Annotated in this window: 18 protein-coding genes; 11 read left to right on the top strand and 7 right to left on the bottom strand. The window is 42.1% G+C overall.

The window, feature by feature from the left end; all coding sequences use genetic code 11:
• The first annotated feature begins 77 nt into the window (after nt 1-77).
• Complete coding sequence (locus QZT69_RS12220; protein WP_294674519.1) at nt 78-353, top strand: hypothetical protein; 276 nt, start codon at nt 78-80, stop codon at nt 351-353.
• Nucleotides 354-510: 157 nt separating this feature from the next.
• Here the strand turns inward: QZT69_RS12220 and QZT69_RS12215 are convergent, their stop codons facing one another.
• Both QZT69_RS12215 and QZT69_RS12210 read right to left on the bottom strand, forming a co-directional pair.
• Nucleotides 511-1281, bottom strand: a complete 771-nt coding sequence (locus tag QZT69_RS12215; RefSeq protein ID WP_294674517.1) for an alpha/beta hydrolase — start codon at nt 1279-1281, stop codon at nt 511-513.
• Nucleotides 1282-1616: 335 nt separating this feature from the next.
• Entirely contained in the window at nt 1617-2204 is a 588-nt protein-coding gene (locus tag QZT69_RS12210; RefSeq protein ID WP_294674514.1) for a Crp/Fnr family transcriptional regulator, read from the bottom strand.
• 262 nt (nt 2205-2466) lie between these two features.
• Between QZT69_RS12210 and QZT69_RS12205 the strand changes: the two genes are divergently transcribed.
• From QZT69_RS12205 to QZT69_RS12195, 3 genes are read left to right on the top strand one after another with little or no spacing between them, the layout of a single operon-like run.
• Entirely contained in the window at nt 2467-2769 is a 303-nt protein-coding gene (locus tag QZT69_RS12205) for a hypothetical protein (protein ID WP_294674512.1), read from the top strand.
• Nucleotides 2756-3040 carry a hypothetical protein gene (locus QZT69_RS12200; RefSeq protein ID WP_294674510.1) on the top strand — a complete coding sequence of 95 codons (285 nt, stop codon included), beginning with the start codon at nt 2756-2758 and terminating at the stop codon, nt 3038-3040. The genes QZT69_RS12205 and QZT69_RS12200 overlap by 14 nt, the downstream gene beginning before the upstream one ends.
• A gap of 5 nt (nt 3041-3045) precedes the next feature.
• The gene (locus QZT69_RS12195) at nt 3046-4653 is read left to right on the top strand and encodes a PepSY domain-containing protein (RefSeq protein WP_294674509.1); all 1608 of its coding nucleotides are present in this window, start codon (nt 3046-3048) and stop codon (nt 4651-4653) included.
• Nucleotides 4654-4674: 21 nt separating this feature from the next.
• Here the strand turns inward: QZT69_RS12195 and QZT69_RS12190 are convergent, their stop codons facing one another.
• The 4 genes from QZT69_RS12190 to QZT69_RS12175 form a co-directional block, all read right to left on the bottom strand.
• On the bottom strand, nt 4675-5016 hold the full coding sequence (locus tag QZT69_RS12190; RefSeq protein ID WP_294674507.1) for a hypothetical protein: 342 nt from the start codon (nt 5014-5016) through the stop codon (nt 4675-4677).
• A gap of 3 nt (nt 5017-5019) precedes the next feature.
• The gene (locus tag QZT69_RS12185) at nt 5020-9723 is read right to left on the bottom strand and encodes a gliding motility-associated C-terminal domain-containing protein (RefSeq protein WP_294674504.1); all 4704 of its coding nucleotides are present in this window, start codon (nt 9721-9723) and stop codon (nt 5020-5022) included.
• Nucleotides 9724-10052: 329 nt separating this feature from the next.
• On the bottom strand, nt 10053-10919 hold the full coding sequence (locus QZT69_RS12180) for a type IX secretion system membrane protein PorP/SprF (RefSeq protein ID WP_294674502.1): 867 nt from the start codon (nt 10917-10919) through the stop codon (nt 10053-10055).
• Between the two features lie 4 nt (nt 10920-10923).
• Nucleotides 10924-12123, bottom strand: a complete 1200-nt coding sequence (locus QZT69_RS12175; protein WP_294674500.1) for a lipase family protein — start codon at nt 12121-12123, stop codon at nt 10924-10926.
• Between the two features lie 211 nt (nt 12124-12334).
• Between QZT69_RS12175 and QZT69_RS12170 the strand changes: the two genes are divergently transcribed.
• Nucleotides 12335-13396 (top strand): T9SS type A sorting domain-containing protein, encoded by a 1062-nt coding sequence (locus QZT69_RS12170; RefSeq protein ID WP_294674498.1) that lies wholly within the window; start codon nt 12335-12337, stop codon nt 13394-13396.
• Between the two features lie 89 nt (nt 13397-13485).
• Nucleotides 13486-14361, top strand: a complete 876-nt coding sequence (locus tag QZT69_RS12165; RefSeq protein WP_294674496.1) for a diphthine--ammonia ligase — start codon at nt 13486-13488, stop codon at nt 14359-14361.
• 88 nt (nt 14362-14449) lie between these two features.
• Here QZT69_RS12165 and QZT69_RS12160 read toward each other — a convergent pair whose 3' ends face one another.
• On the bottom strand, nt 14450-14968 hold the full coding sequence (locus QZT69_RS12160) for a thioredoxin family protein (protein ID WP_294674494.1): 519 nt from the start codon (nt 14966-14968) through the stop codon (nt 14450-14452).
• A 165-nt stretch (nt 14969-15133) separates the two neighbouring features.
• On the opposite strand from QZT69_RS12160, the gene QZT69_RS12155 reads away from it, so the two are divergent.
• The 5 genes from QZT69_RS12155 to bla all read left to right on the top strand — a co-directional run.
• A complete protein-coding gene (locus tag QZT69_RS12155) occupies nt 15134-15970 on the top strand; it encodes a hypothetical protein (protein ID WP_294674491.1) in 837 nt (278 codons plus the stop codon).
• A gap of 291 nt (nt 15971-16261) precedes the next feature.
• Nucleotides 16262-18211, top strand: coding sequence for a DEAD/DEAH box helicase (locus QZT69_RS12150; RefSeq protein WP_294674489.1), 1950 nt, complete (start codon nt 16262-16264; stop codon nt 18209-18211).
• A gap of 92 nt (nt 18212-18303) precedes the next feature.
• Complete coding sequence (gene typA, locus QZT69_RS12145) at nt 18304-20100, top strand: translational GTPase TypA (protein WP_294674486.1); 1797 nt, start codon at nt 18304-18306, stop codon at nt 20098-20100.
• A 393-nt stretch (nt 20101-20493) separates the two neighbouring features.
• On the top strand, nt 20494-20811 hold the full coding sequence (locus QZT69_RS12140) for a hypothetical protein (RefSeq protein ID WP_294674483.1): 318 nt from the start codon (nt 20494-20496) through the stop codon (nt 20809-20811).
• 192 nt (nt 20812-21003) lie between these two features.
• Nucleotides 21004-21743, top strand: a 740-nt coding sequence (gene bla, locus QZT69_RS12135; RefSeq protein ID WP_294674479.1) for a class A beta-lactamase, incomplete at its 3' end; no start/stop codon positions are given.

Genomic DNA, 21743 nt, shown 5'->3' with positions numbered 1-21743 from the left:
AAATGGGCTTAGTAAAGATAAATGATGGTCAGCGCTTAAGTGAGTCTAACAGTTAAATAGGAATAGCAATAAATTAAATGCACACATTAGTACATCCTGAAGTAATTGAAGCGAGCATATCCGGTTTGTTTAAAACTGCGTTGATGATACTCGGAGCCTTGATTTTACTCCGGTTTCTCGGACGTGTTATGATCGCTAAAAGAAACCTGGATGAAGAACGCGCAAATCTCGCACGTGAAAAGGAGTTTGTCAGGGAACGAAATGAAAAACTGAAGAATTTCGGGAAGGTTTCCGTTTCCAAGTCAACTCCCAAAGGCGATGTTCAGGATGTGGATTATGAAGAGATAAAATGATTAAACAGCACGCAGATCTTGCTGATTTCGCAGATAAACTATTCGTATAATGATGTTTTGGTATCTGCGTTATCTATTAAATCTGCGAGAGAAAAAAGAAGGCTGTCCACTTGGACGGCCTTTCTTGTTAATACTGTGGAAAATAATCACCGGTGAATCATAAATTATGAATCCAATTCAATGTATACTCCGCAACTTCTTCCCAGCCTTTTTCTCCTGCAATAAAGTGGCTTCTTCCTGCGAAAGATTTAAAATCAACCTGGCTGTTCGGGTCTTTGTATGATCCTGCAATCTTCTTAGTAAATGTAGCAGGAAATATCGTGTCATTTTCTCCGCCGATGAATAACAGGGGATTATGAGCTTTCTTAAAGTCGACTTTGGCGAATGGTTTCAATAAAGAATCCCAGGCAATTTTGCGGCTTTCCGGAACAGCGATTTCATTGTAGAATGCATCACTTTCACTTTTTGTATAGTTGTTGAAGAATGCTTTGTGATACCATTCTCTCGTGCCCATGTATGGAGTTCCTGTTTTGAATGGATTGACCACAGGAAGTACCATTTTGATGGTTTGCCACGGAGCCAATACATTTTTTGGAGGAGCCCCGTCGATGCTTACCCCGGCAACGGCTTTGTCCAGTTCGATCAGTTTCTGAACAACCAATCCGGCTAATGAATGCCCGATTACAATTGGCTTTTCAGGAAGTGTGTCAATTAGTTTTACGATGTTCATCACCACATCTTCGAAACCGACTTTCGTAAGGCCAGGTTGGATATTTTTTCTCAGATCAGCCGGATCTCCTACATGTCCGGGATTTGCCGGTGTGTGAACAGTATAACCCTGGTTTTCAAAATAAGTTTTCCATGCTGCCCAGCTTGTGTTGTTGACGAATAATCCGTGGATCAGTACGATTGTTTTTGACGTTTTCATGACTTTTTCATTTAGTGCTCTGACTTTGTTATCAGTTGCTGTTTCTTATAAGACAAAGTTGCACCCTTTCAATCGCACTAATTTTAACCCAGGTTAAAATCGTTTGTTTTATCAAAAAAAAAGATCTTGCAGCGAAAGTTTCCGCTCTCCGGAAACAATGGCAATCTATGAAATCAGCGAGATCAGCGAAATGCGCGTGAAAAAAAATGAAGTGTTTTACGAACTATTTACTCCAATCACATAGGTTCCCGTTCGCCGGAAACACGTGGTGAATAATTATGATATCTGCGAGATCTACCAGATCTCTATGCAAAAACACACGGTAGACTTCACAATTATTTTCCCGATAACCTCTTCCTGATCCTGCTCAAAGAAGGTCCCTGAATGCCCAAATAAGAAGAAATGTGGTACAAAGGAACAGTATTAAAAATATCGGGGTGGTGCTTAATCAGGTTCAGATAACGTTCTTCTGGGGTTTTAAAGAGAAAACTTTCACTGCGATCCATTGCAACGTTGAACGCTTCCTGCGCAAGCAATCTTCCGAAACGTTCCCACTGATGGGATTGCTGGTAAAGAGCAAGCAAGTCAATAATATTGATGTACAAAATCGTCGAATCCGTCATTGACTGCGTATAATAGTCACATGGAACCTGGTTGATGAAGCTTTTGAAAGAAACCACGAATTGATCGGATGAATAAAGGAATACGTTTTTCTCCTCACCGGTTTTTTCTTCGATAATGTAACCGCGGAAAGTTCCTTCAATAATGAATCCGAGATTTTTGCAAATATGGCTCCGTTCGTTATAGAACTCGCCTTTTTTGAAGGTTCGTTCCTGCCAGAAGGGGAGAGAAAGTTGAAATTCCTCCGTATTCATTTTGGAAAACGATGTAATGGCAAATGTCAATTTTTCAATAGCTGTCATGTATGCAGTGTATAAGATTGGTACAGCGGATCGTAACTATGTTTATTGCTTCCCATCTTGTTTTTCATGAAGTCAATATAGAAATAATTATCAATTATCAAGCGGCTAATTATCAATGAGAAGGCCAATTAAACTTGATAACTACTAATTGATAATTCAATCTACCTTCCAAAAGGAATCCGATGAATCGTTATACCCTAATTCAGGTATTGAAGTCGCCCCGCTAAAAAGCTAGTTTTGCCGAAAATTTCTCCTGCAGCACATGGTTTTTGGTTTATTCATCTTGAAATGCATCGGGTTTTACCTGCTTTACTCCAATTCTGCTAAGACAACGTACGTTTTAACAGCCTGGGAGCAACAGATCCGCAAACAACGTAAATTATCGCTGAGCCTCGGAGGTTTTCTAATCGGGATAACCTTAGCAGGATTCATGTTCCTGTTTGGTTTTGCAGGCGGATTATTCTATGATTTGGTCTGTTTGATGATGCTCGCAAGCCTGATAATTCTGCTAAGGCCTCTTTTAACAAAAGAACAATCCAAAACACATTTCCATGCCGGCAAATAAGAAATACCTTTCCTCCGGCTGGCAGCGCTTTGCAAAAGTAACAGCAGCTATCATCGGCAGTTTGTTGATCTCGTCTTTTTTGTTTGCTGCTCTGGCTTTCTGGCTTCCTGATTATAAAACAGCAGTAATCACTTCCGTATACGGATTGTTCCCGGTTTGGATAACCTTAATGATCCTGCCGTTCCTTTTCGAAAATGGCTGGAAATGCTGGCTATATTACGTCGGGATCTTAATCGTGCTTTACGTACTCATTTATTTCGGAAGAAATTGATCTTTATGAACAATAGAAACTACAACATATTTTTTCATTTGCATACGGTCAGCGGAATTACGATCACCGTAGGACTCTTCATTATTTTCTTTGGAGGAGCCTTTGCTTTGTTCCGCCAGGAAATAGGTGATTGGGAAACCGGGAAGTATCAGGCTGTAAAAACAGCAGCTGTCAAGTCCGAAACGGCCGATTACAACCGGATCATGGATTCGATTGCGAAAAATGTGCCTTCGCTTTACGGAAGGAATGTCTACGTTTATTCCGAAGGAACTTCTGACAAACAAGCGGTTTATATTTCCGGTTCGGTAAACCCTAAGACGGATTCTTTGGGAAAAATAATCCATGAGTACCAGGTAAATCCGAAGGATTATGCCCTGATGGGTCATGAAGATTCATTCAGTTTGGGAGAATTGTTGTATTTGCTGCATTTCTACTACCAATTGGACCGCATCGGTTATTACATTTCAGGGTTGGTAGCTTTATTCTTCTTCCTGGCCATCGTAACGGGAATCCTGGTGCATTGGCAAAAGATCAAATCCAATTTCTTTGTTTTCAGACCCAAACAGAAACTGAAAACGGTTTGGACAGACGCGCATACCGCTCTTGGAGTGATCGGACTTCCGTTCCAGTTTATTTATGCCTTAACAGGATGTATGTTCGGATTGGGTATTGTTGTGGCCGGTTCGAATGCTGTATGGATTTACAATGGCGACACGGCGAAGATGTATGACGATGTGATCCGTGAAGCTTCTTCAGCTGATACACTTGGGAAAGAACAGACCTATGTGGTTGATTACAACAAACTGGTTTCAGAAACCACCAACAAATGGAAGGATTTTAAAGTAGACAGGCTGCATGTCGAATTTTACGGAAGCAAGACCATGAAAGTGGAGGTTAGCGGTTCCGAAAGCATTCGTGAACGGTTCCTCGGGCAGGGATCGGTCACCTTCCGTGCGGAAACAGGAAAAGAGCTTCGTGTAAAGGCTCCTGGGAATATGGGCTATTACGACGATGTTTGGTCTTCTGTCCGACGGCTGCATTATGCGCAGTTCGGAGAGATAGGAACGTTCAGCGCCTATCTTTTGAAAGTGGTTTATTTCTTAATGGCATTCTTAACTTGCTTCGTGATCATTTCAGGTGTTTTGATCTGGCTGGAAGCCCGCAACAAGAAAAATATTACCGAGAAAAAGAGACGTTACAATGAACGTGTCGGATCGATTTACCTGGCAATTTGTTTATCCATGCTGCCAATCACAGCCGCAGGTTTTATCCTTTCAAAAGTACTTCCGGAAAACTTGTCAGGATCGCGCGAAGCTATCCTGAACTACAGTTTTTTCCTGGGCTGGCTGGTACTGAGTATCCTGCTTGCCAGGAAACGGAATAAGGCATTCACCAATAAATTCTGTTTACTCACCGGAGGTGTTTTGGGTTTGCTCATCCCGGTAGTAAATGGAATCAGCTCCGGAAATTGGTTTTGGAGAACCTGGAATAGTGGAGAATATGGAATTTTCTCCGTTGATGTAATTTGGTTGTGTATCGGAATTATTTGTTTACTGGTTGTAAAACGTTTGCGAAAAGACAAATCGTTGGTCGTTTCAGGAAATGCAGCGTAGAAATGAATGATCTGTACATCTTTAATCGGGAAGCCCGTATTTGGTGTCTTTTACCAATGCACCACGAACCAACCGAATGGCATTTCCGGGCTCACCGTATTTCCATCCCAACCCGATTGCTTGTTCGATCAAAGGCTGAATCATTTTGGGAGTGACACTTTCAGGAGATTGATTATCATAGCCTCCGTAAGCCCTCGTAAATCCGATAGAAATAAATACTACCTGTCCACCCGAAATGTGTTGAACAGGAATGGCCTGTTCAACATTGTGAGCTTCGTTATGGGAAATCTTCTTCCGGATCTTCCAGAGAAAAACTTCACCGTTTACAGTAATTTTGCGCATTCCTTTTAATGAAATAGCCATCCCCTAATCCTTTCCTACCACATGTATAAAACCATGCTTCGAGTAGCCCGGAGCTTCTTTTCTTCCGTTCGGATAATACACGTAAAAATATACTCCGTCAGAAGCTCCTTCGCCGTTCCAGTCATTCAGGTACGGACTTGCTTCAAACATCAGGTTCCCCCAACGATTGATAATGATGATCGAATTCCCTAACTGCGAATAAGCATCGTCGATAATGAAGTAATCATTGATTCCGTCACCGTTCGGCGTAATGATGTTAGGCAAATCATTGTCACAATCTACAACGTTTAACTCCATGGTATCCGATCCGATACATCCGTCAGGAGTTACAACATTCAATACCAATACCTGGTTAAAGGAAATCGGGATATAAGTACTTGTGCCGTAACCCGTCCAGTAATAAGAATTGTCATCGTTCGGGAAGTGGAAGTTGAACACATCATTAGCACAGAAAACGGTATCCGGTAAAATATCCAGGCTCGGAACCGGTGCCAGCGGAACGAAAATGGTATCGATGTAAGCGCAGCCCATATCGTCCCAGGTTGTTACATAGAAATTACCTGAATTTTGCTGGCTCAGTGTAAATGACAGCGGGTTGTCTGTTGAATTCCCGAATGGAGTGATCCATGAAATACTGTCGGAAGTGGTATTTACACTGATGTTCCCGCTCGTTCCCGGACAGAAATTCGGGAAGTTGAGAGCGGAAGAGAGGTTATAAATAGAAGTATTGACAATCAATGTTGCACTTTGAGTCTGACAGCCGTGCTCATCAATAGCAGTTACAGTAATTGGCGTGTATGTCAGATTCCCGTAAACAGTTAATTCATCGTCAGTGATGGTTCCGAAGCTTCCGGTCCAAACCACAGAACTGAGATTGTTATTGGTCAGTTGAGCGGTTTCGGAATCGAAGTAGCACACACTTAGCGTGTCATTTTCCAAATTCAGTTCCTCAGGAGAAATAATCCGTACGCTGTCTATACGTGTTGTGGTAAAACAGTTATTAGATAATTCAACAGAGAATACGTTATCGGCATTCAGTGTAGCAAACGGGATCGTAATCGGGTTGGCTGAACCCAAAGAAACTCCGTTGGAGAACCATTCCACGTTATCCGTTGTATTGACATGGAATACACCGTCCTCGTTGATGCAAAGGATTGAATCACCCAGGATTTCAGCTGCTATCGGCGGAGCGGCAATAGTGACCGAAACCAGCGAGTAACTGAATCCGCAAACGCTGTTCGGTGCAGTATTTGAAAGGAGGAAACTCGTATCCTGCTGTACATTGGTTAAACTGATAGTTGTTCCGGTGTAAACAGGAGTTGTGTCCAGTGAATACCAGACAATTGTATTGGAATTGGTCAATGTTGCATTGTCTCCCGGACAAATAGTCTGAGAAGGAATCGTTGGCGGAGCACTTCCCGGAACGTTCGTGATTGTAATGGCATTTGTTTGCGCCGTACAACCCGCACTGTTTGTTACCAGGGCCGAATAAGTTCCGTCTGTTGTGGTACTGTAAGAAATTCCGGTGATATCTCCGTTCATCCATTCATAGCTTCCCCCCGCGTATGAACCGGTAAATACAGCTGTATCTCCGTAACACAGGATCGAATCACTAACCGAAATAGAAGCCGTAAACGAACCGTTAATGATGATAACTGTATCTGCAGTTGTGATCCCGCATTGGGTAATTTGTACGATGTAAGTTCCCGGTGTACTGGTTGTAATGTGATCACTTGTGGAACCGTTATTCCATTGGAAAGAGGCATTTCCGGAGTAACTGATTTGAATATCAACAGGCTGGCTGTCACAAATGGTTGCTCCGGGAGAAACGGCAATGGAAGGGGTAGAGTATTCGAATACTTCAAACGGAGGACTCGTTAAAACACATCCTTCGACATCCGTTACACTGCAGACATAACTACCTATCTGATCCGTATAGCACTGGGAAGTAGTTGAAAGTGTATCTCCGTTCGGACCGAACCACAGGTAAGCATCATAAGTATTCGGCACGGTCATCAATAAAGAATCCAGCGGACAGATAACAGCGTCTCCCGGAGAAGTAATATTCGGTGCGACTTTTACTCCGACGTAATGATTGAACGACAGGAATGAACTGCATCCTGTTAGTGAATCGGTGAGTTGCCCGGTATAATTGTACCAGCCCGGGGCATTTACTTCAATACTGTCTGCATTATTTGTCCACAAGATATTGGACCCCGACCAGCTCAGGTTCGGGTTCGGGTTAGTGGCGACCAGGAAACTCGTTTCATTCGGACAAAGCAAATTCGATCCCGTAATGGTTGTTCCCCAGCTCGGATTTGGGTTCACTTGTATATAAAACAGCTTGGTTGCCGTATAAACAGTTGTGTCCAAACCACACAAGTTGTCATAACCTTTAATCACCTTAATAAACATGGTGTACCAACCACTTGAGTTCGGGGTGAAAATAGTTGCTGCAGTGTCGTAATTGATCAATGAAGCACCGTTTACGCTCCAGATTACCGTATCAATCGGTGGTGCGACCATTGGGGAAAAATTCCCCAGCGGATTGGTTATCAGGTCTATTCCGTGGAATTCAACGGGTGTTCCCTGGCAGATATAAATCGAATCACCGGTAGGAACAGGAGTGTTCATAGCTATAGACAGTGAAATGCTGTCGTGCGGGGCAGCTTCGTCATGTATGAAAGTAAAGCTTCCGATGTTGACACAATACTCATTGACAGCATATACATAATACTGGTATTCCTGGTTGAGGGTGTGTGGTCCGGGACCGGTGAATGTTACTGAGTTCCCGACTGTCGTAACGGTTGTTCCGGGGTCAATGTTGGTGAAATTGATAATGGCACTGTCCGGGTAGCAAAAATGGTAGTTGTTATAATTAGGTCCCGGATTATTGACATTGACACTTTGATTATCCGTTAATAACGGAAGATTCGGAATGGTTTCCTTGATTCCGTATATGGAATCCGGATCCATGTAACACTGATCGTCGCGTTCGTGCTCTATCCAGTATGTTCCTGTTGCTGAAATAATGTTTGTTTCGTTTTGGCTTCCGTCATACCAGGTACTGGTATAGCTTGGCCCGAAATGAGGGAATGTCAGTGTTCTGTAGAACAATTCAGCTTCTGTACAAAAGTGAACGGTATCCAGATTGGCGGAGATGGTTACATAATTAGCGGATTCAAATGCGCTGATATAACCTGCTATAGAATCGGAAGTAGCAACGGAATAATAATTGTAATTGCCGTACAAAGCGTTGACCTGATTGGTTAAGAATGAGTTTCGGCTCTGATCACCCACAAGGTAAACGTGATAGGGTTCCAGCGCCAAAAAGGGGTTAAACGTAAAGTTATCGTATCCTAACGTCGCTGCTACCGGAAGAAAGTTCAGGTCATCCGTATAGCTGCCGCAAAGAACCGGTTTGTCGTTTTGATTAACGGCAACTCCTTTTCCTTCGTCATCCAGCTTACTGCCGAATTGCTTGATATAAGCACGAGCTCCGTTATTAGAGAACTTTAAGAGATAAGGATCTCTGTACCCAATAGAATTAAAGATGGTTTCTGTGGAGTCCTGTATTTGCGAAAGGTCACATTTGAAATAACCGGTCACGTAAATGCTGTTTCCGGGATCAATAGAAAGCGTTCTTGCGGAAAGTTCATTATCGGAACCCAGGGTATTATTCCAGATATATTGACCGGAATTACTCGTTTTTAATACAAAAACCTGCTTATCGTAAGGGTTTTGAATAGAGTTGGTGCCGGCCACATCGTGATAGGTCATGTTGCCCAGGAAATCACCTGCAACGATCGGTTCGCTGTTTTGGTTTACTTCCACATCATAAGGCATCACATAACCGGCTTTCATTAAGTTCATAAACTGAACCTGTCCGGCCGGGTTTAATTTACAGAGAAAACCTACGTTTATTCCATTGTTGACATAGGTATTGGAAGCAAATGTTAAGGTGTTTGAGAATTGACCCGTGAAAAAGATATTGTTGGAAGCATCTGTTGCAACTGAAAGTCCGCGGTCATCTAGGTTTGCATTTCCACTCAGGGACCAGACCGGTACTCCGGCAGGGGTATATTTGGCAATAAACAAATCAAAAGAGGGCTGACCTGTATTAACATCATTCGTACTGGTAAAAGTATTTGCCCCGATAGTTGCTGTTCCCTGGTATTCACCGGTAAGGATAATGTTATTTGCGTTGTCGATGGTGAGTTTGTAGGAGTTTTCAGGTGAATTTCCGCCTTCTTTTCTAGCCCAAAGGATATTTCCGGCAGGATCCATCTTGATAATGAAAATATCTTTGGAGTTCGAGCTGGAAGTGAGTGTGGTGCTTCCGAATGTTACCGTTCCGAAAAAGGATCCGGTAACTACTATGTTCTGATCGGGGCCAACTGCCAGGTCAACCGCACGGTCTGCTGCCAGCCCTCCGAATTGTTTTACCCATAAAATTGCTCCGGATGCGGAATATTTCGCAACATAAGCATCTGTATTTCCCTGGGTTGAAGCCAGTGAAGTAGAAGGTCCGAAAGAGGTTTGCCCGGAGAAATACCCGGCAACGTAGGATTCGTTCAAAGTATTTAATTCGATGTCAGCAGCTTCATTGGTAGTTTGGCTAAAAGTACTGGCTCCCCAGGTTTGGGACCATGCCGGTAAGACAGGTACAAAAAAACAAAGTGAGCAAATAATGATGATTAGCTTCATAGTATTGGTAATTTACTGGATAAAGACGTGACAACCGGCAAAAAGTTGGATCAACGAAAAGACTTTCCCCGTTAAAGTGATTGATTTTTGAGTAAAATCCGAAAGCAGTGTTCTCAACATTCTGTTAGTTAATCCGTTACTGTTGGAAAAAAGGAAAACAATAAAATGGGAGAGAGTTCTATCAGCTAATCTATGGGGAAGATAATTATTCCCCACGCATTAGAAGACGTGTTTTGTTAAGAAATGGTTGCCAATCCAAAAAATCCGACGGATATGTTCTCTTTGTTATAAGAATCACAAAATAATGAGGAATGGCATGTTTTCATTTGTCAGAAACGGTACACCACCAGCAAATCCATATTGTAGTCACTGAATATGATCGAATAATCAAAAGACGCTCCGGCCTGGAAGTGCTTCCCGATATTTCCGCGGATAACAAAAATATTGCGCAGCTCCAGAATACGGATTGCATAGGAGATATCAACTTTTTGAAAAAGACCGAGGTTCAACCCTGCATCCAGGTTAAAATTCCGCTCCTTATAGAATAGAAAAAAAGGAGTTAATTCAGCTTTCTGCCTGAAAAGTTTAAAGTTATAGGAAAGGTTCCCATAGATTTCGCGCTGGTCCTTGATAAGTTCAAGTCCGTCTACTTTTACCGAACTTGCAAACAAGTTTTTAGCGGAAAGCCCGAAAGTTAATCCTTTCACCTGGTATTGAAATCCGAAGTCCAGGTCCGCATTTACTCTCAGTTTGCCCGTGGGATGATCGGAGATTTGCCCCAACTTGTCCCAATTGATAGCATTGAAATTTATTACAGTTCGCGCACCAAGATTCAATCTGCTGGATTTTCCCCAGCGGAACATGCGTGTATAGCCCAGGTAGATTATATTTCGGTTGTAGAAAGAGTATCCGTCGTAGAGGTAAGAAGCATTGATCGAATTTTTTGAATCCAGGTTATAAATGTGGTTGAAATACAGGTTTACGGGTTTCACCCAAACCTCGTCGTTGTCAGAATGAACGTATTTGTATTTTGCATATCCTCCGAATGATGCACGGAACGCTGTATCTTCTATTCCTGATGCAGTATTGTAATAATGCATGTTTTGGAAATAGATATTGGGGCGCAGGGTATTTTGGGCGTACAATCCGGTTGATGCGGAAACGAAAATCAGCAGGGGCAGGATGAATGTTTTCATACGGTTACTTTAAAGCATTAAAATCGTTTAAGGTAATCTTGGTATAATGTTCCAACTCGGAGGTGTGCGTTCCCCCCGCGTAAGTGTACAAAGTAATGTCGCCGCCTGCAGCCCCCAAACCATTCAGTGCATCGACCGAATTAAAATAGTAAACAATCTGGTCAGAATCTCCGTGATGCAGAAACACTTTCCCGACCGGATTCCAGCCGCTGCTGAATGTATTCCTGTCGATGACCTTGTTTACTGCAGCATCCGAACCATCAATAATGCGTGCCAGGAAATATTCCCGGAATGTTTGCGAAGGAATTCGGGAAGGAGTAAAAATAGCCGAATTTTGATCGTAAACGGGATAAGCATAAAACTGGTCGGTTGGTCGTTTCAATTCAGGGCTGAATTTATTCAGGCTGTAAAGTCCCCAGGAGAAAATATTGTTGGTGATCAGTTCCTGGTCTTTCCTGGAGAGAATGTCAGCGATAAACCCTTTTAAGTTGTAAGGTCCCGCAAGTCCTGAACTTGCAGTAACTGTGAATTCGGATGCGTACTGCTCCTGGATGAATTTGTGGGCAGAAAGACAAGCTCCCGCGCCCTGTGACCAGCCGGCAAGAAACAAACGATTGTCATAGATTTTTCCTTTTTCAGCAAGAAAATGCTTCACCGCCAGTAATCCGTCTATGTTTGACTTGAATAATTCATCATAAGCCAAATAGGGATGCTCTTTGTCTGCAGTAGCGCCAAAACCGATGTAATCAGGTAGAAAAACAGTGTAACCAGCAGATGCCCAGGCTAATCCGATATTACGTGTCTCCAGGAAATTACCGGTTCCTCCCTGGTAATTGGAAGGAGTTTCTTTTTTCGACTGGTAGAAAGCACTTAAGTTAATCGGAATGTGCGTTCCGTGCAGATAAGCAATGAGGTAAGTTGAATCCACATCATCCGGGATGAAAAGCAGTCCGCGGGAATTGATTTGTTTTCCTTCACACACCGTTCGGTAGGTAATGGAGTAGAAAGTAACTCCGTTCTGAACAATTTCCTGTGCAGGGTATTCATCGATCATGCCGGGAATTTCACTTGACGGAATATGTCCTTTGAAGGTGTACTCGATAAGCGTTCCGCGTTCTTTGTATTCAAGCTCCGAGATTTTCTTGCAGGATTGTATACAGATAAGTAAAAGGAGCGATAGTATTTGGATCGAATAATTTTTCATAGGAATAATTATATCCATGAAGATAATTGATGGGGATTTATTATCCAAACGGAACCTGGTTTAAAGCTTTTTACATCAATAATTACCAGGGTGAATTTATTTAGTTGACAACTTAAATCTGTTAAACGTGAATATTAGTTCATTCGTCGAAATTAAAAATTTAATGCGTGCATAATGACATACTTTTGCACCGGAATTTAAACCCTAACAAATGCGTAAGAGACTGGCACTAGCTCAGCTAGGCTTCATGGTAAGCCTGTTTTTCATTATTTTTCTGAACCGTGCAAATGCACAATGTTCCGTTACATCAACAAACGGATACACTGTGAACGTTTCCATTGTTCCAAAAACGATTGTGGTAAGTACCACAGACTGCATGTGGGGATACAACTACAATGTGAGATTTGATTACAACATTTCGATAACAGGTCCGAATGCGGCTGCTCAATATACGCTTCAGGCCCGAATTTACTGTGTGAACGGTCAAATGAACGGAGCTTACTCGCTGCCTCTGGGAGGTGGTTCCGGCTCTGCAGTTACAACCACCAATCCTTCCGTTCCGCACAATGGAACTGCTTACGGATACAATTCCCCTTATGTTTCCTGCACCAATGCAAACGTTTCAACCATGCAGTGCAACTCAATCGACCTGATTATCCAGGGACCGGGAATTCCTTACCAGGTGATCCAATGTAACAGTGTCATTTCACCGATGCCTGTTGAATTCCTGTATTTTGAAGGCGAGAAAAAAGAAAACGGGAACTTATTGACATGGGCTGTAGAATCAGAAAGCCGCAACGATTATTTCACCATTGAAACAAGCACGGACGGAACCAATTGGAAAGAATTCGCACAGGTAAAAGGAGCCGGAAATTCTACGGAAGCAAAAACGTATGAATTCCTGGATTCGAAGAATGCTAACGAATCGACATATTATAAATTGAGCCAAACGGACCTGGATGGAACACGCAACGAACTGGCATTAAAATTCATTCCTGTCAACGATTTTGAGTTCAGAGTGTATCCAAACCCTACTGCTGATGGCAAAATACATATTGATTTCTCCAATGCTTCTGATGATGCCTCATTTGTGGTAGTAAGAAACGAATTGGGACAACCTGTATTCCAAACGGAACTGGAGTCAATCGCAAAATCCGGAAAAAAGACTTTTTACAGCTCAGATCTTGATTTGGGTCAGCCGGCCGGTGTTTACTTAGTGGAAGTTCATTCCGGGAACCAGTTGGTCGAGCGCTCGAAGTTGGTTATCCGGTAAGAATTATCAATTATCAATGACTCAATTATCAGGAAGGGTATTCTTTCTTGATAATTAATAATTGATCATTCTTCCATACCTTCGTTCCGATGAAAGAGAAAGCAATCGTATTGTGGTCGGGAGGAAAGGATTGTAACCTGGCATTGCACCTGGCGAAAGAAGCCGGTTATGAGGTCACCGCATTAGTTACTTTTTATTCGAAAACGACCGAATTCAGAGCGCACCCGAAAGTGTGGATGGAATTGCAGTCCAAATCTTTGGGCATCCCGCATGTAATGCTTGAGATTGATGAGCCTTTTGCACAGAATTACGAGATCCGGCTGCACAAGCTGAAAGAGCAAACGGGAATTTCGACTGTTGTTTCCGGAGATATTTCCGAAGTTCATGGAAATTCTAACTGGATCACCGATCGGGCACAAGCAGTAGGAATAAAAGCCTTTCTTCCCCTGTGGCAGAAGAATAGGGCAGAAGTCATGGAACTGTTATTCAAATTCCATTTTGAAGTAGTCCTCACACTGGTGAAATCGCCGTGGCTGGATGAAACCTTCCTTGCCCGCAAAATCGATGCCGGCCTGATTGAAGAATTTGAGATACTCGGTGAAAAGAATGGTCTTGACCTCTGCGGTGAACAGGGAGAGTATCACACGATGGTAACGAATGGTCCGGGTTACCGTTCACCAATTACTTTGAATCGTTTCAAAACCGTTCAGTACGAAGAACTATTTCATTTATCGGAACCGGAGCTCACACTTGAAAGCGATTACCAGGTACCGGTACTGGAAAAATCCAAAAAGTGTGTGAATTGCAGCAAACCCTTCTCCTGCTTCACAGATGGCTGCTGGTGCGCAGAACTGCCTATGATCATGCCGATGGAAAATATCACCGATTGCTTGTGCCCGAATTGTTTGAAAACTGCCATTGAAGAAAAATTGTCGAACGGAAATGGAAATTCCAAACAAGAGTAAATCATCCGGCTATCATGTTTATGTCACAATCCCTTTAACCCTTTCTAAGTCTTCTCGGAGGTGTTAGAGGTCTTTTTTTTCTCCGCAATTAATGGTGAATACTTTCTTCCAGCAAATCTTTGAAGTTATCAGATCCGTCAGCATATGACCACACTACAGCCAATTTTCTGTCGGGAGTAAGAATGTAAAGCATAGGCTGTCCGATCGAGTTGAAATACTCTTTTTGGAGTTTGGCGTAGCGTTCTCCTTTTGTTTCTGTTTGTCCGCGTTCCTTTTGATTGTCGTCCACATAAGCTACAGCGTACACGAAGTTCTCTTTGATAAATTTTTCAATTTCAGGCTGTTTCAAAACCTGTTCTTCAAATTTTCGTGCATTTACACAGGTATATCCCGAAAAATAAATCAGGCAGTTCTTGTTTTCCTTCTTTGCTTTTGACAAAATATCTTCCAGGGATACAAGTTCCGGGAAATCTATGGTGTTTTGAGTGCTAATAGCCGGCTCGCGGGTTGTGGTAATTTCCTGTTCATGCTTTTTATCTTGTGAACAAGCTGTTGTATGGATTAACAATAAAATCCCGGTAAATAGGGTGAAAGTTGATTTTTTCATGGGCTAAAAATAAGCATATTCAGAAATCGGCAATGTATTCTGTTTAAAAGTTATTCGTTTCAAGGCTGTATTCCGGCAGATTGGAATTTTGAAGAAAAGTGTTTTTCTGACAGTGGATTTCTTATGAAACTTTCCCTAATTTAGCGGTCTAAACCCTTTTTCAACATGACAATTCTTTTCGGCTGGAACCGTTTCCGACTTAAATCATTCACTTTCCAGGAATTAAATCTTCCGGAACTCGAGCAATTTCCAAATGCAACCTTCCAGGTGGCGCAGTCTTATTTTCATCTGTTTTACATTCCGGTTTTCCCGATGGGAAAGCGATATGATTTAGTGATGGACAAAAAGTTGTATCATGTTCCACCCAGTTTGATGAAAATGGTAAACCCGGAACAAGTCAACGTGCGCGGAAAATGGTACGCGTGGTCTTTGCCGATATTGATTTTATTGATAATGGGAGCTGTTAAGATAAACGGTGCAGTCAAGCAAAACCAGGCTCAGGCAGATGCAATGGAACTTGCTCAAATGGAGCAGCGATTCTTCGACAATCCTGCGGTAGGGGATCACATCTGGTTTACAAACAATAACGATCTGGAATTTGATGCGGAAATATTCATAGTAGGAGAGAAAAAAATAACCTTGTTCGTCAATTTAATGGAACAATTGGATGAGTTGGCATTGGAAAATGCAGAAAACGGAAAAGCCCGTGTGGATGCAGATTCCATGCAAAGCTTGATCGACCAGCGCAATGAATTGGTTGAGACTTCATCTTTTAATGACTCTCTTTACGAGGAACACCCCGATCAACCAATCTATCGAAAATTGCTGATGTTTGGATTGCATAAGTATCCGATTGATTACAAGTTTGTTGAATTGACCTATAAAGAATACGAAGCATTGAAACAATCCATAGGGGACGGAGACAAGAAAAAAGCGAAGAAAATCAAGATTCCGGCATTCCATGAGATTACGAAGCAAGCGCTTTTCGTAAGCCCGGATTGAAAACTCACCAAGCTCCAAAAACTATATGTTATATGGATTTATCCCGAATTACGGGACAAGATGTGGTTAAAAGTCTGAGAGCGCAGCGAAACAACAATTGCGCAGATAGGGATCTGATTATTCCTATTCTTCTGCGTTCCTCAGCGCTCGTCTGCGGGAAATAAGACCTCGTAGCTTCAATTTATCACTATTTCTTAAGCTCTAAATCTATTAATTAACAATAACTTGCAACTTTATTAACAAACATCAAAAAAAAGGTCGTACCTTTGCGCCAAATTTTAGATTTATTATATGACCTTTAAAGAACTCGGGTTAAGAGTTGAGGTTCTGCAGTCGATAGAAGCAATGGGTTTTGCAGAACCAACTCCGATCCAACAAAGTGCCATTCCGCACTTGTTACAATTAGAAAGCGATTTTGTCGGACTCGCACAAACAGGGACAGGGAAAACAGCCGCATTCGGCCTACCGTTAATTCACAAAGTAACAGACCGCCCCACTGAAACACAAGGTTTAGTCATCGCTCCAACGCGTGAATTGTGTTTACAAATCTCCAAAGACTTAGAAGCATTTGCTCAGTTTGATCGCCAGATTAAAGTAGTTGCCGTTTACGGTGGTACGGATATCCGCAAGCAAATGAGTGATATTAAGCGCGGTGCAACAATCGTTGTAGCGACGCCAGGGCGTTTGGTTGATTTGATCAATCGTAAAGCAATCAACTTGAAAACAGTTGAAACAGTAGTGCTTGACGAAGCAGATGAAATGTTGAACATGGGCTTCAAGGAAGACATTGATGCAATTTTGGAAGCTACCCCGGATACAAAGAATGTGTGGTTATTCTCCGCAACCATGCCGAAAGAAGTGGCAGCAATTGCTAAGAACTACATGACCGATCCTTTGGAAGTTGCCATGGGCCACAAAAACCAAAGTAACGAAAACATCGAACACATCTATTATACAGTAAAAGAGCGTGATCGTTACGATGCATTGAAACGATTAATCGATGCCAGCCCGGACATCTTCGGATTGGTATTTTGTCGTACACGTAATGAAACGGCTACCGTTGCCGAGAAATTGGCAAAAGAAGGATACAGCGCAGAACCATTGCACGGAGATTTATCCCAGGCAATGCGTGATCGTGTAATGGACCGTTTCCGTGAGCGCTCAATCCAGTTATTGGTTGCAACAGATGTTGCGGCTCGTGGAATTGACGTAGACAATATTACACACGTAATCAATTACAATCTACCGGATGATATCGAGAATTACACGCACCGTTCAGGTCGTACAGCTCGTGCCGGTCGTCAGGGGAAATCATTGGTATTGATCAATACACGTGAGAACTTTAAGATTAAAGCAATCGAGCGTCAGATCCGTACAACGTTTACGGCAGCATTGATCCCTGAAGCTTCTGAAATCTGTGGAATTCAATTGAATAAATTGATTTCCAAAGTGAAAGAGATCGAAGTAAAAGAAAATGATATCGCTCCGTTCCTGCCTGCAATTATGGCTGATTTCGAAGAATTGTCCAAAGAAGAAGTGATCAAGAAATTCATTTCAGCGGAATTTAACCGATTCATCGAATACTACGACCGTGCAGGGGATCTGAACGTGACTTCCGGAAAAGGAGAACGCGGAGACCGCAAGGAAAGAGGGGATGATCGTTTTGATCGCAAAGACCGTTTCGAAAGAGGTGAAAGAAGCGAGCGTGCTCCGAGAGCAGATCGTGATAATGGAAACAGAACGCGCTTCTTTGTAAGCCTTGGAAAACGCGACGGATTGAACCCGGGAGGTTTATTACGTGTAATCTGTGACTCTACAGGTTTGAAAAGCGCATCTATCGGAAGAATCGACGTAATGCCGAACTTCTCATTCTTTGAAGCAGACAAAACGGACGAAGGAGCAATTCTTTCAAAAGTGAATGGAGCTGATTATGAAGGACACACCGTAAGTGTGGAAATCACCCAGAAAAAAGACGGTGGTGAACGCAGAGGCGGCGGGGATCGTGAGCGCAAAAGTGGATTTGGCGGTGGAAAATCCGGAAGTTTCGGAGACCGCAAATCGTCTTTCGGAGGAAGTGACCGTCGTTCATCCGGTGGAGGTTTCAGAGGAAACTCCAGCTACGGAAAATCAGAAGGTGGAAGCGAACGCCGTTCAGGCGGAAGTGACCGCAGAAGCAGCGGAGGTTCAGATCGCCGTTCTTCAGGCGGAGGACGTAAATTCAGTTCAAGCAGCTACAAATAATTAACAATTATCAATGATTTAATTATCAAGTGAGTAATCTCAACAGAGATCTCACTTGATAATTGATAATTATAGAATTCATAATTAATAAAATGGAAATTAGAAACATCGCAATTATTGCACACGTTGACCACGGAAAAACAACATTGGTTGACAAAATGATTGAGGCAGGACAGGTAATTAATGAGCGCGACCGCCCGACAGGTGAATTGATCATGGATAACAATGACCTGGAGCGTGAACGTGGAATTACTATCGTGTCTAAAAACGTTTCTGTTACTTATAAAGGAACAAAGATCAATATCATCGACACTCCCGGTCACGCCGACTTTGGTGGTGAGGTAGAGCGTGTATTGAATATGGCAGACGGAGTTTGTTTGTTGGTGGATGCTTTTGAAGGTCCGATGCCCCAAACACGTTTCGTATTGCAAAAAGCACTTTCAATGGGAATTAAACCATTGTTGGTTATCAATAAAGTAGACAAGGATAACTGTACTCCGGATGAAGTACACGAGAAAGTATTCGATTTGATGTTCGAATTGGATGCAAACGAAGAACAGTTGGAATTCCCGACTATTTACGGTTCTGCAAAGAACGGTTGGATGTCTACTGACTGGAAACAACCGAAAACGGATATTTCGGATCTGTTGGATAAAATTTTGGAATATTTCCCACCACGTAAGATCGAGGAAGGAAATACCCAAATGTTGATTACATCATTGGATTTCTCCACTTACGTAGGACGTATTGCAATCGGTCGTTTACACCGTGGAAGCCTGAAAGAAAACCAGCCGATCGTATTGGCAAAACGCGATGGATCCCAGGAAAAGCACCGGGTGAAAGAATTGTTCGTTTTCGAAGGAACAGAACGCAGAAAAGTAGAATCGGTTGATGCCGGTGATATCTGTGCGGTAACCGGGATTGAAGGATTCGAAATTGGTGATGTGATCTGTGATGCTGAAAATCCGGAGCCATTGGCTTCAATTTCTATTGATGAACCGACTATGAACATGTTGTTCTCCATCAACGATTCACCGTTCTTCGGAAAAGAAGGAAAGAAAGTTACTTCCCGTCACATCCAGGAGCGTTTGACCAAAGAATTGGAGAAAAACCTGGCAATGCGTGTTTCTGAGACAGATAAGGCAGACAAATGGATCGTTGCAGGTCGTGGTGTATTGCACTTGTCGGTTTTGATCGAAACCATGCGTCGTGAGGGGTATGAATTGCAAGTGGGTCAGCCTCAGGTAATTATCAAAGAAATTGACGGCGTGAAATGTGAACCGGTAGAGGAATTGACTATCGACTTACCGGAAGAATTCTCCGGAACAGCGGTTGAAGCAGTTACAAAACGCAAAGGGGAAATGACCAATATGGAGCCGAAAGGTGCCCGTATGGTAATCCAGTTCCAGATACCTTCCCGTGGAATTATCGGGTTGCGTAACTACTTATTGACACAAACTGCCGGTGAGGCGATCATGACGCACCGATTCTTAGAGTACCAGCCATACAAAGGAGAAATCCCTGGTCGTCAGAACGGATCATTGATCTCATTGGAATTGGGAACTTCGATTCCTTTCTCCATGAACAACCTGCAGGATCGTGGTAAATTCTTCATTTTCCCGAACGAAAACATCTACGAAGGGCAGGTAATCGGTGAGAACTCACGTGCAGGTGACTTGTGTGTGAACGTAACGAAAACGAAAAAGTTGACGAACATGCGTTCCTCCGGAGCAGACGACAAAGTGCGTTTGGCGCCGCCGAAAGTATTCTCTTTGGAAGAGTGTTTGGAGTATATCCAATCGGATGAATACGTGGAAGTAACACCGGAAAACCTGCGTATCCGTAAAATCTTATTGAAAGAAACAGATCGTAAACGTGCAGGAAAATAATTTCTAATTTGAAGTCGTCTTTCACTTCCCTCCTTGAGGAGGGATTGAGGGCGGTGGCATAGAATAATTGAAGCGGATTCCACTGGAGTCCGCTTTTTTTTGTGCCTTAGGTTCGCGATCCGTTTGGAAAAATAACGGCATTAAAAACGATTGGATTTACCCCACATGTAAGTACGTGGGATATTCAAAAAATGAACTCGCTATTTGATGATTGGCAGTAAAAATCAGTATTTTTAGCTAAGCGCAACAAACCTTCACCTATATATCTCATTTTAGTAGTTTGAGAGCGGGTTTCTAGCGTTTATAAGTAAGTTATGGGGTAATCCCTCTGTCCTCAGAAGCGCTGATTGCCATAGCTATTGAGAAGAAAAAACTTTAGTCAAAAAGCATAGAATGAATTATTTAAAAAAACTGCTATTTATTCCTTTAATTCTTTTTAGTTGCACAAATGCGAGTGAAAAGAATGATTTTTATTATTCTTTGAATGGGACAATGATTATTGATAAAAAACAAGGTAAAACCATTTATTTGCATAACATGAATGTCCCGGAAGAAGTATTAGGTTTTGATTTTAGTAAATTTTACAGTGACCTAGATATAGAAAAACTTAAAGAAGGTGACACAATAAAAAAATCACACTTGACTTACAGCATTATAAGAATGAAGAACGGTCAAGATGTAACTATTAAATCTAAAATAAAGCACCCATAACAGCAAGCAAGCAAGCAAGCAAGCAAGCAAGTGCCAGCCCAAATCTTACTTCGAAATAACAAGTATTTTTTAAGATTAATAAGTTTTATCTTCGAAGAAACGATCTTGTGAAAAGTGTGCCGTTCGCCTGCTTGCAAACCGTTAGCAGCAATTTTAAGAAAGACATCATAAACAAAAAATGGAACATTAAAAATGAATAGACTATTTCAGTTGACAGTTTTACTATTATTACTTGCGACAAGTTGCAAGACGCCAAACAATAAGACCGATTTGTTACGGAAAAAAATTGAACAAATCGTATCCAACAAAAATGCAGTAGTTGGAGTTTCAATTATTGGAAATGAAGGTAAAGACACTCTTTCGTTACATGGAGATAGACGTTTCCCAATGCAAAGCGTTTTTAAATTTCATATAGCATTAGCTGTCTTGTCGGAGATTGACAAAGGAAAACTTGCATTAGACCAGAAAATAGAGATAAGCAAAGATGAACTATTACCCGAAGACTTTTGGAGTCCGCTCAGGGACGAAAATCCTAACGGTGGCAGTTTTACAATTGAAAAACTAATTCAATATTCTGTTTCTCACAGTGACAATACCGCTTGCGATATTTTAATAAGACTTATTGGAACACCTAAAACGATTGAAGAGTATATTAAAAAGAGTGGAATAGATGATATACAAATCACTTTTAATGAAGAAGAAATGCAGGTGAAGTGGGAAAATATGTTTCAAAACTGGACTACACCAAAAGCAGCAAGTGCAACTCTTGAACTGTTTTATGAAAATAAAAACAACTTACTTTCAAAAACCAGTTACGACTTCTTTTGGAAAACCAATAAAGAAACGACAACAGGGAAAAAACGAATAAAAGGACTGTTGCCCGAAGGAACAATTGCTGTCTCTTATACACATCTGACGCTGCCGACGAAGAG

The sequence above is a fragment of the uncultured Fluviicola sp. genome (assembly GCF_902168135.1).
Lineage (GTDB): Bacteria > Bacteroidota > Bacteroidia > Flavobacteriales_D > Crocinitomicaceae > Fluviicola.
Note: the sequence above shows the minus strand (reverse complement) of the source record. Positions and strands in the feature narration are given on the sequence as shown.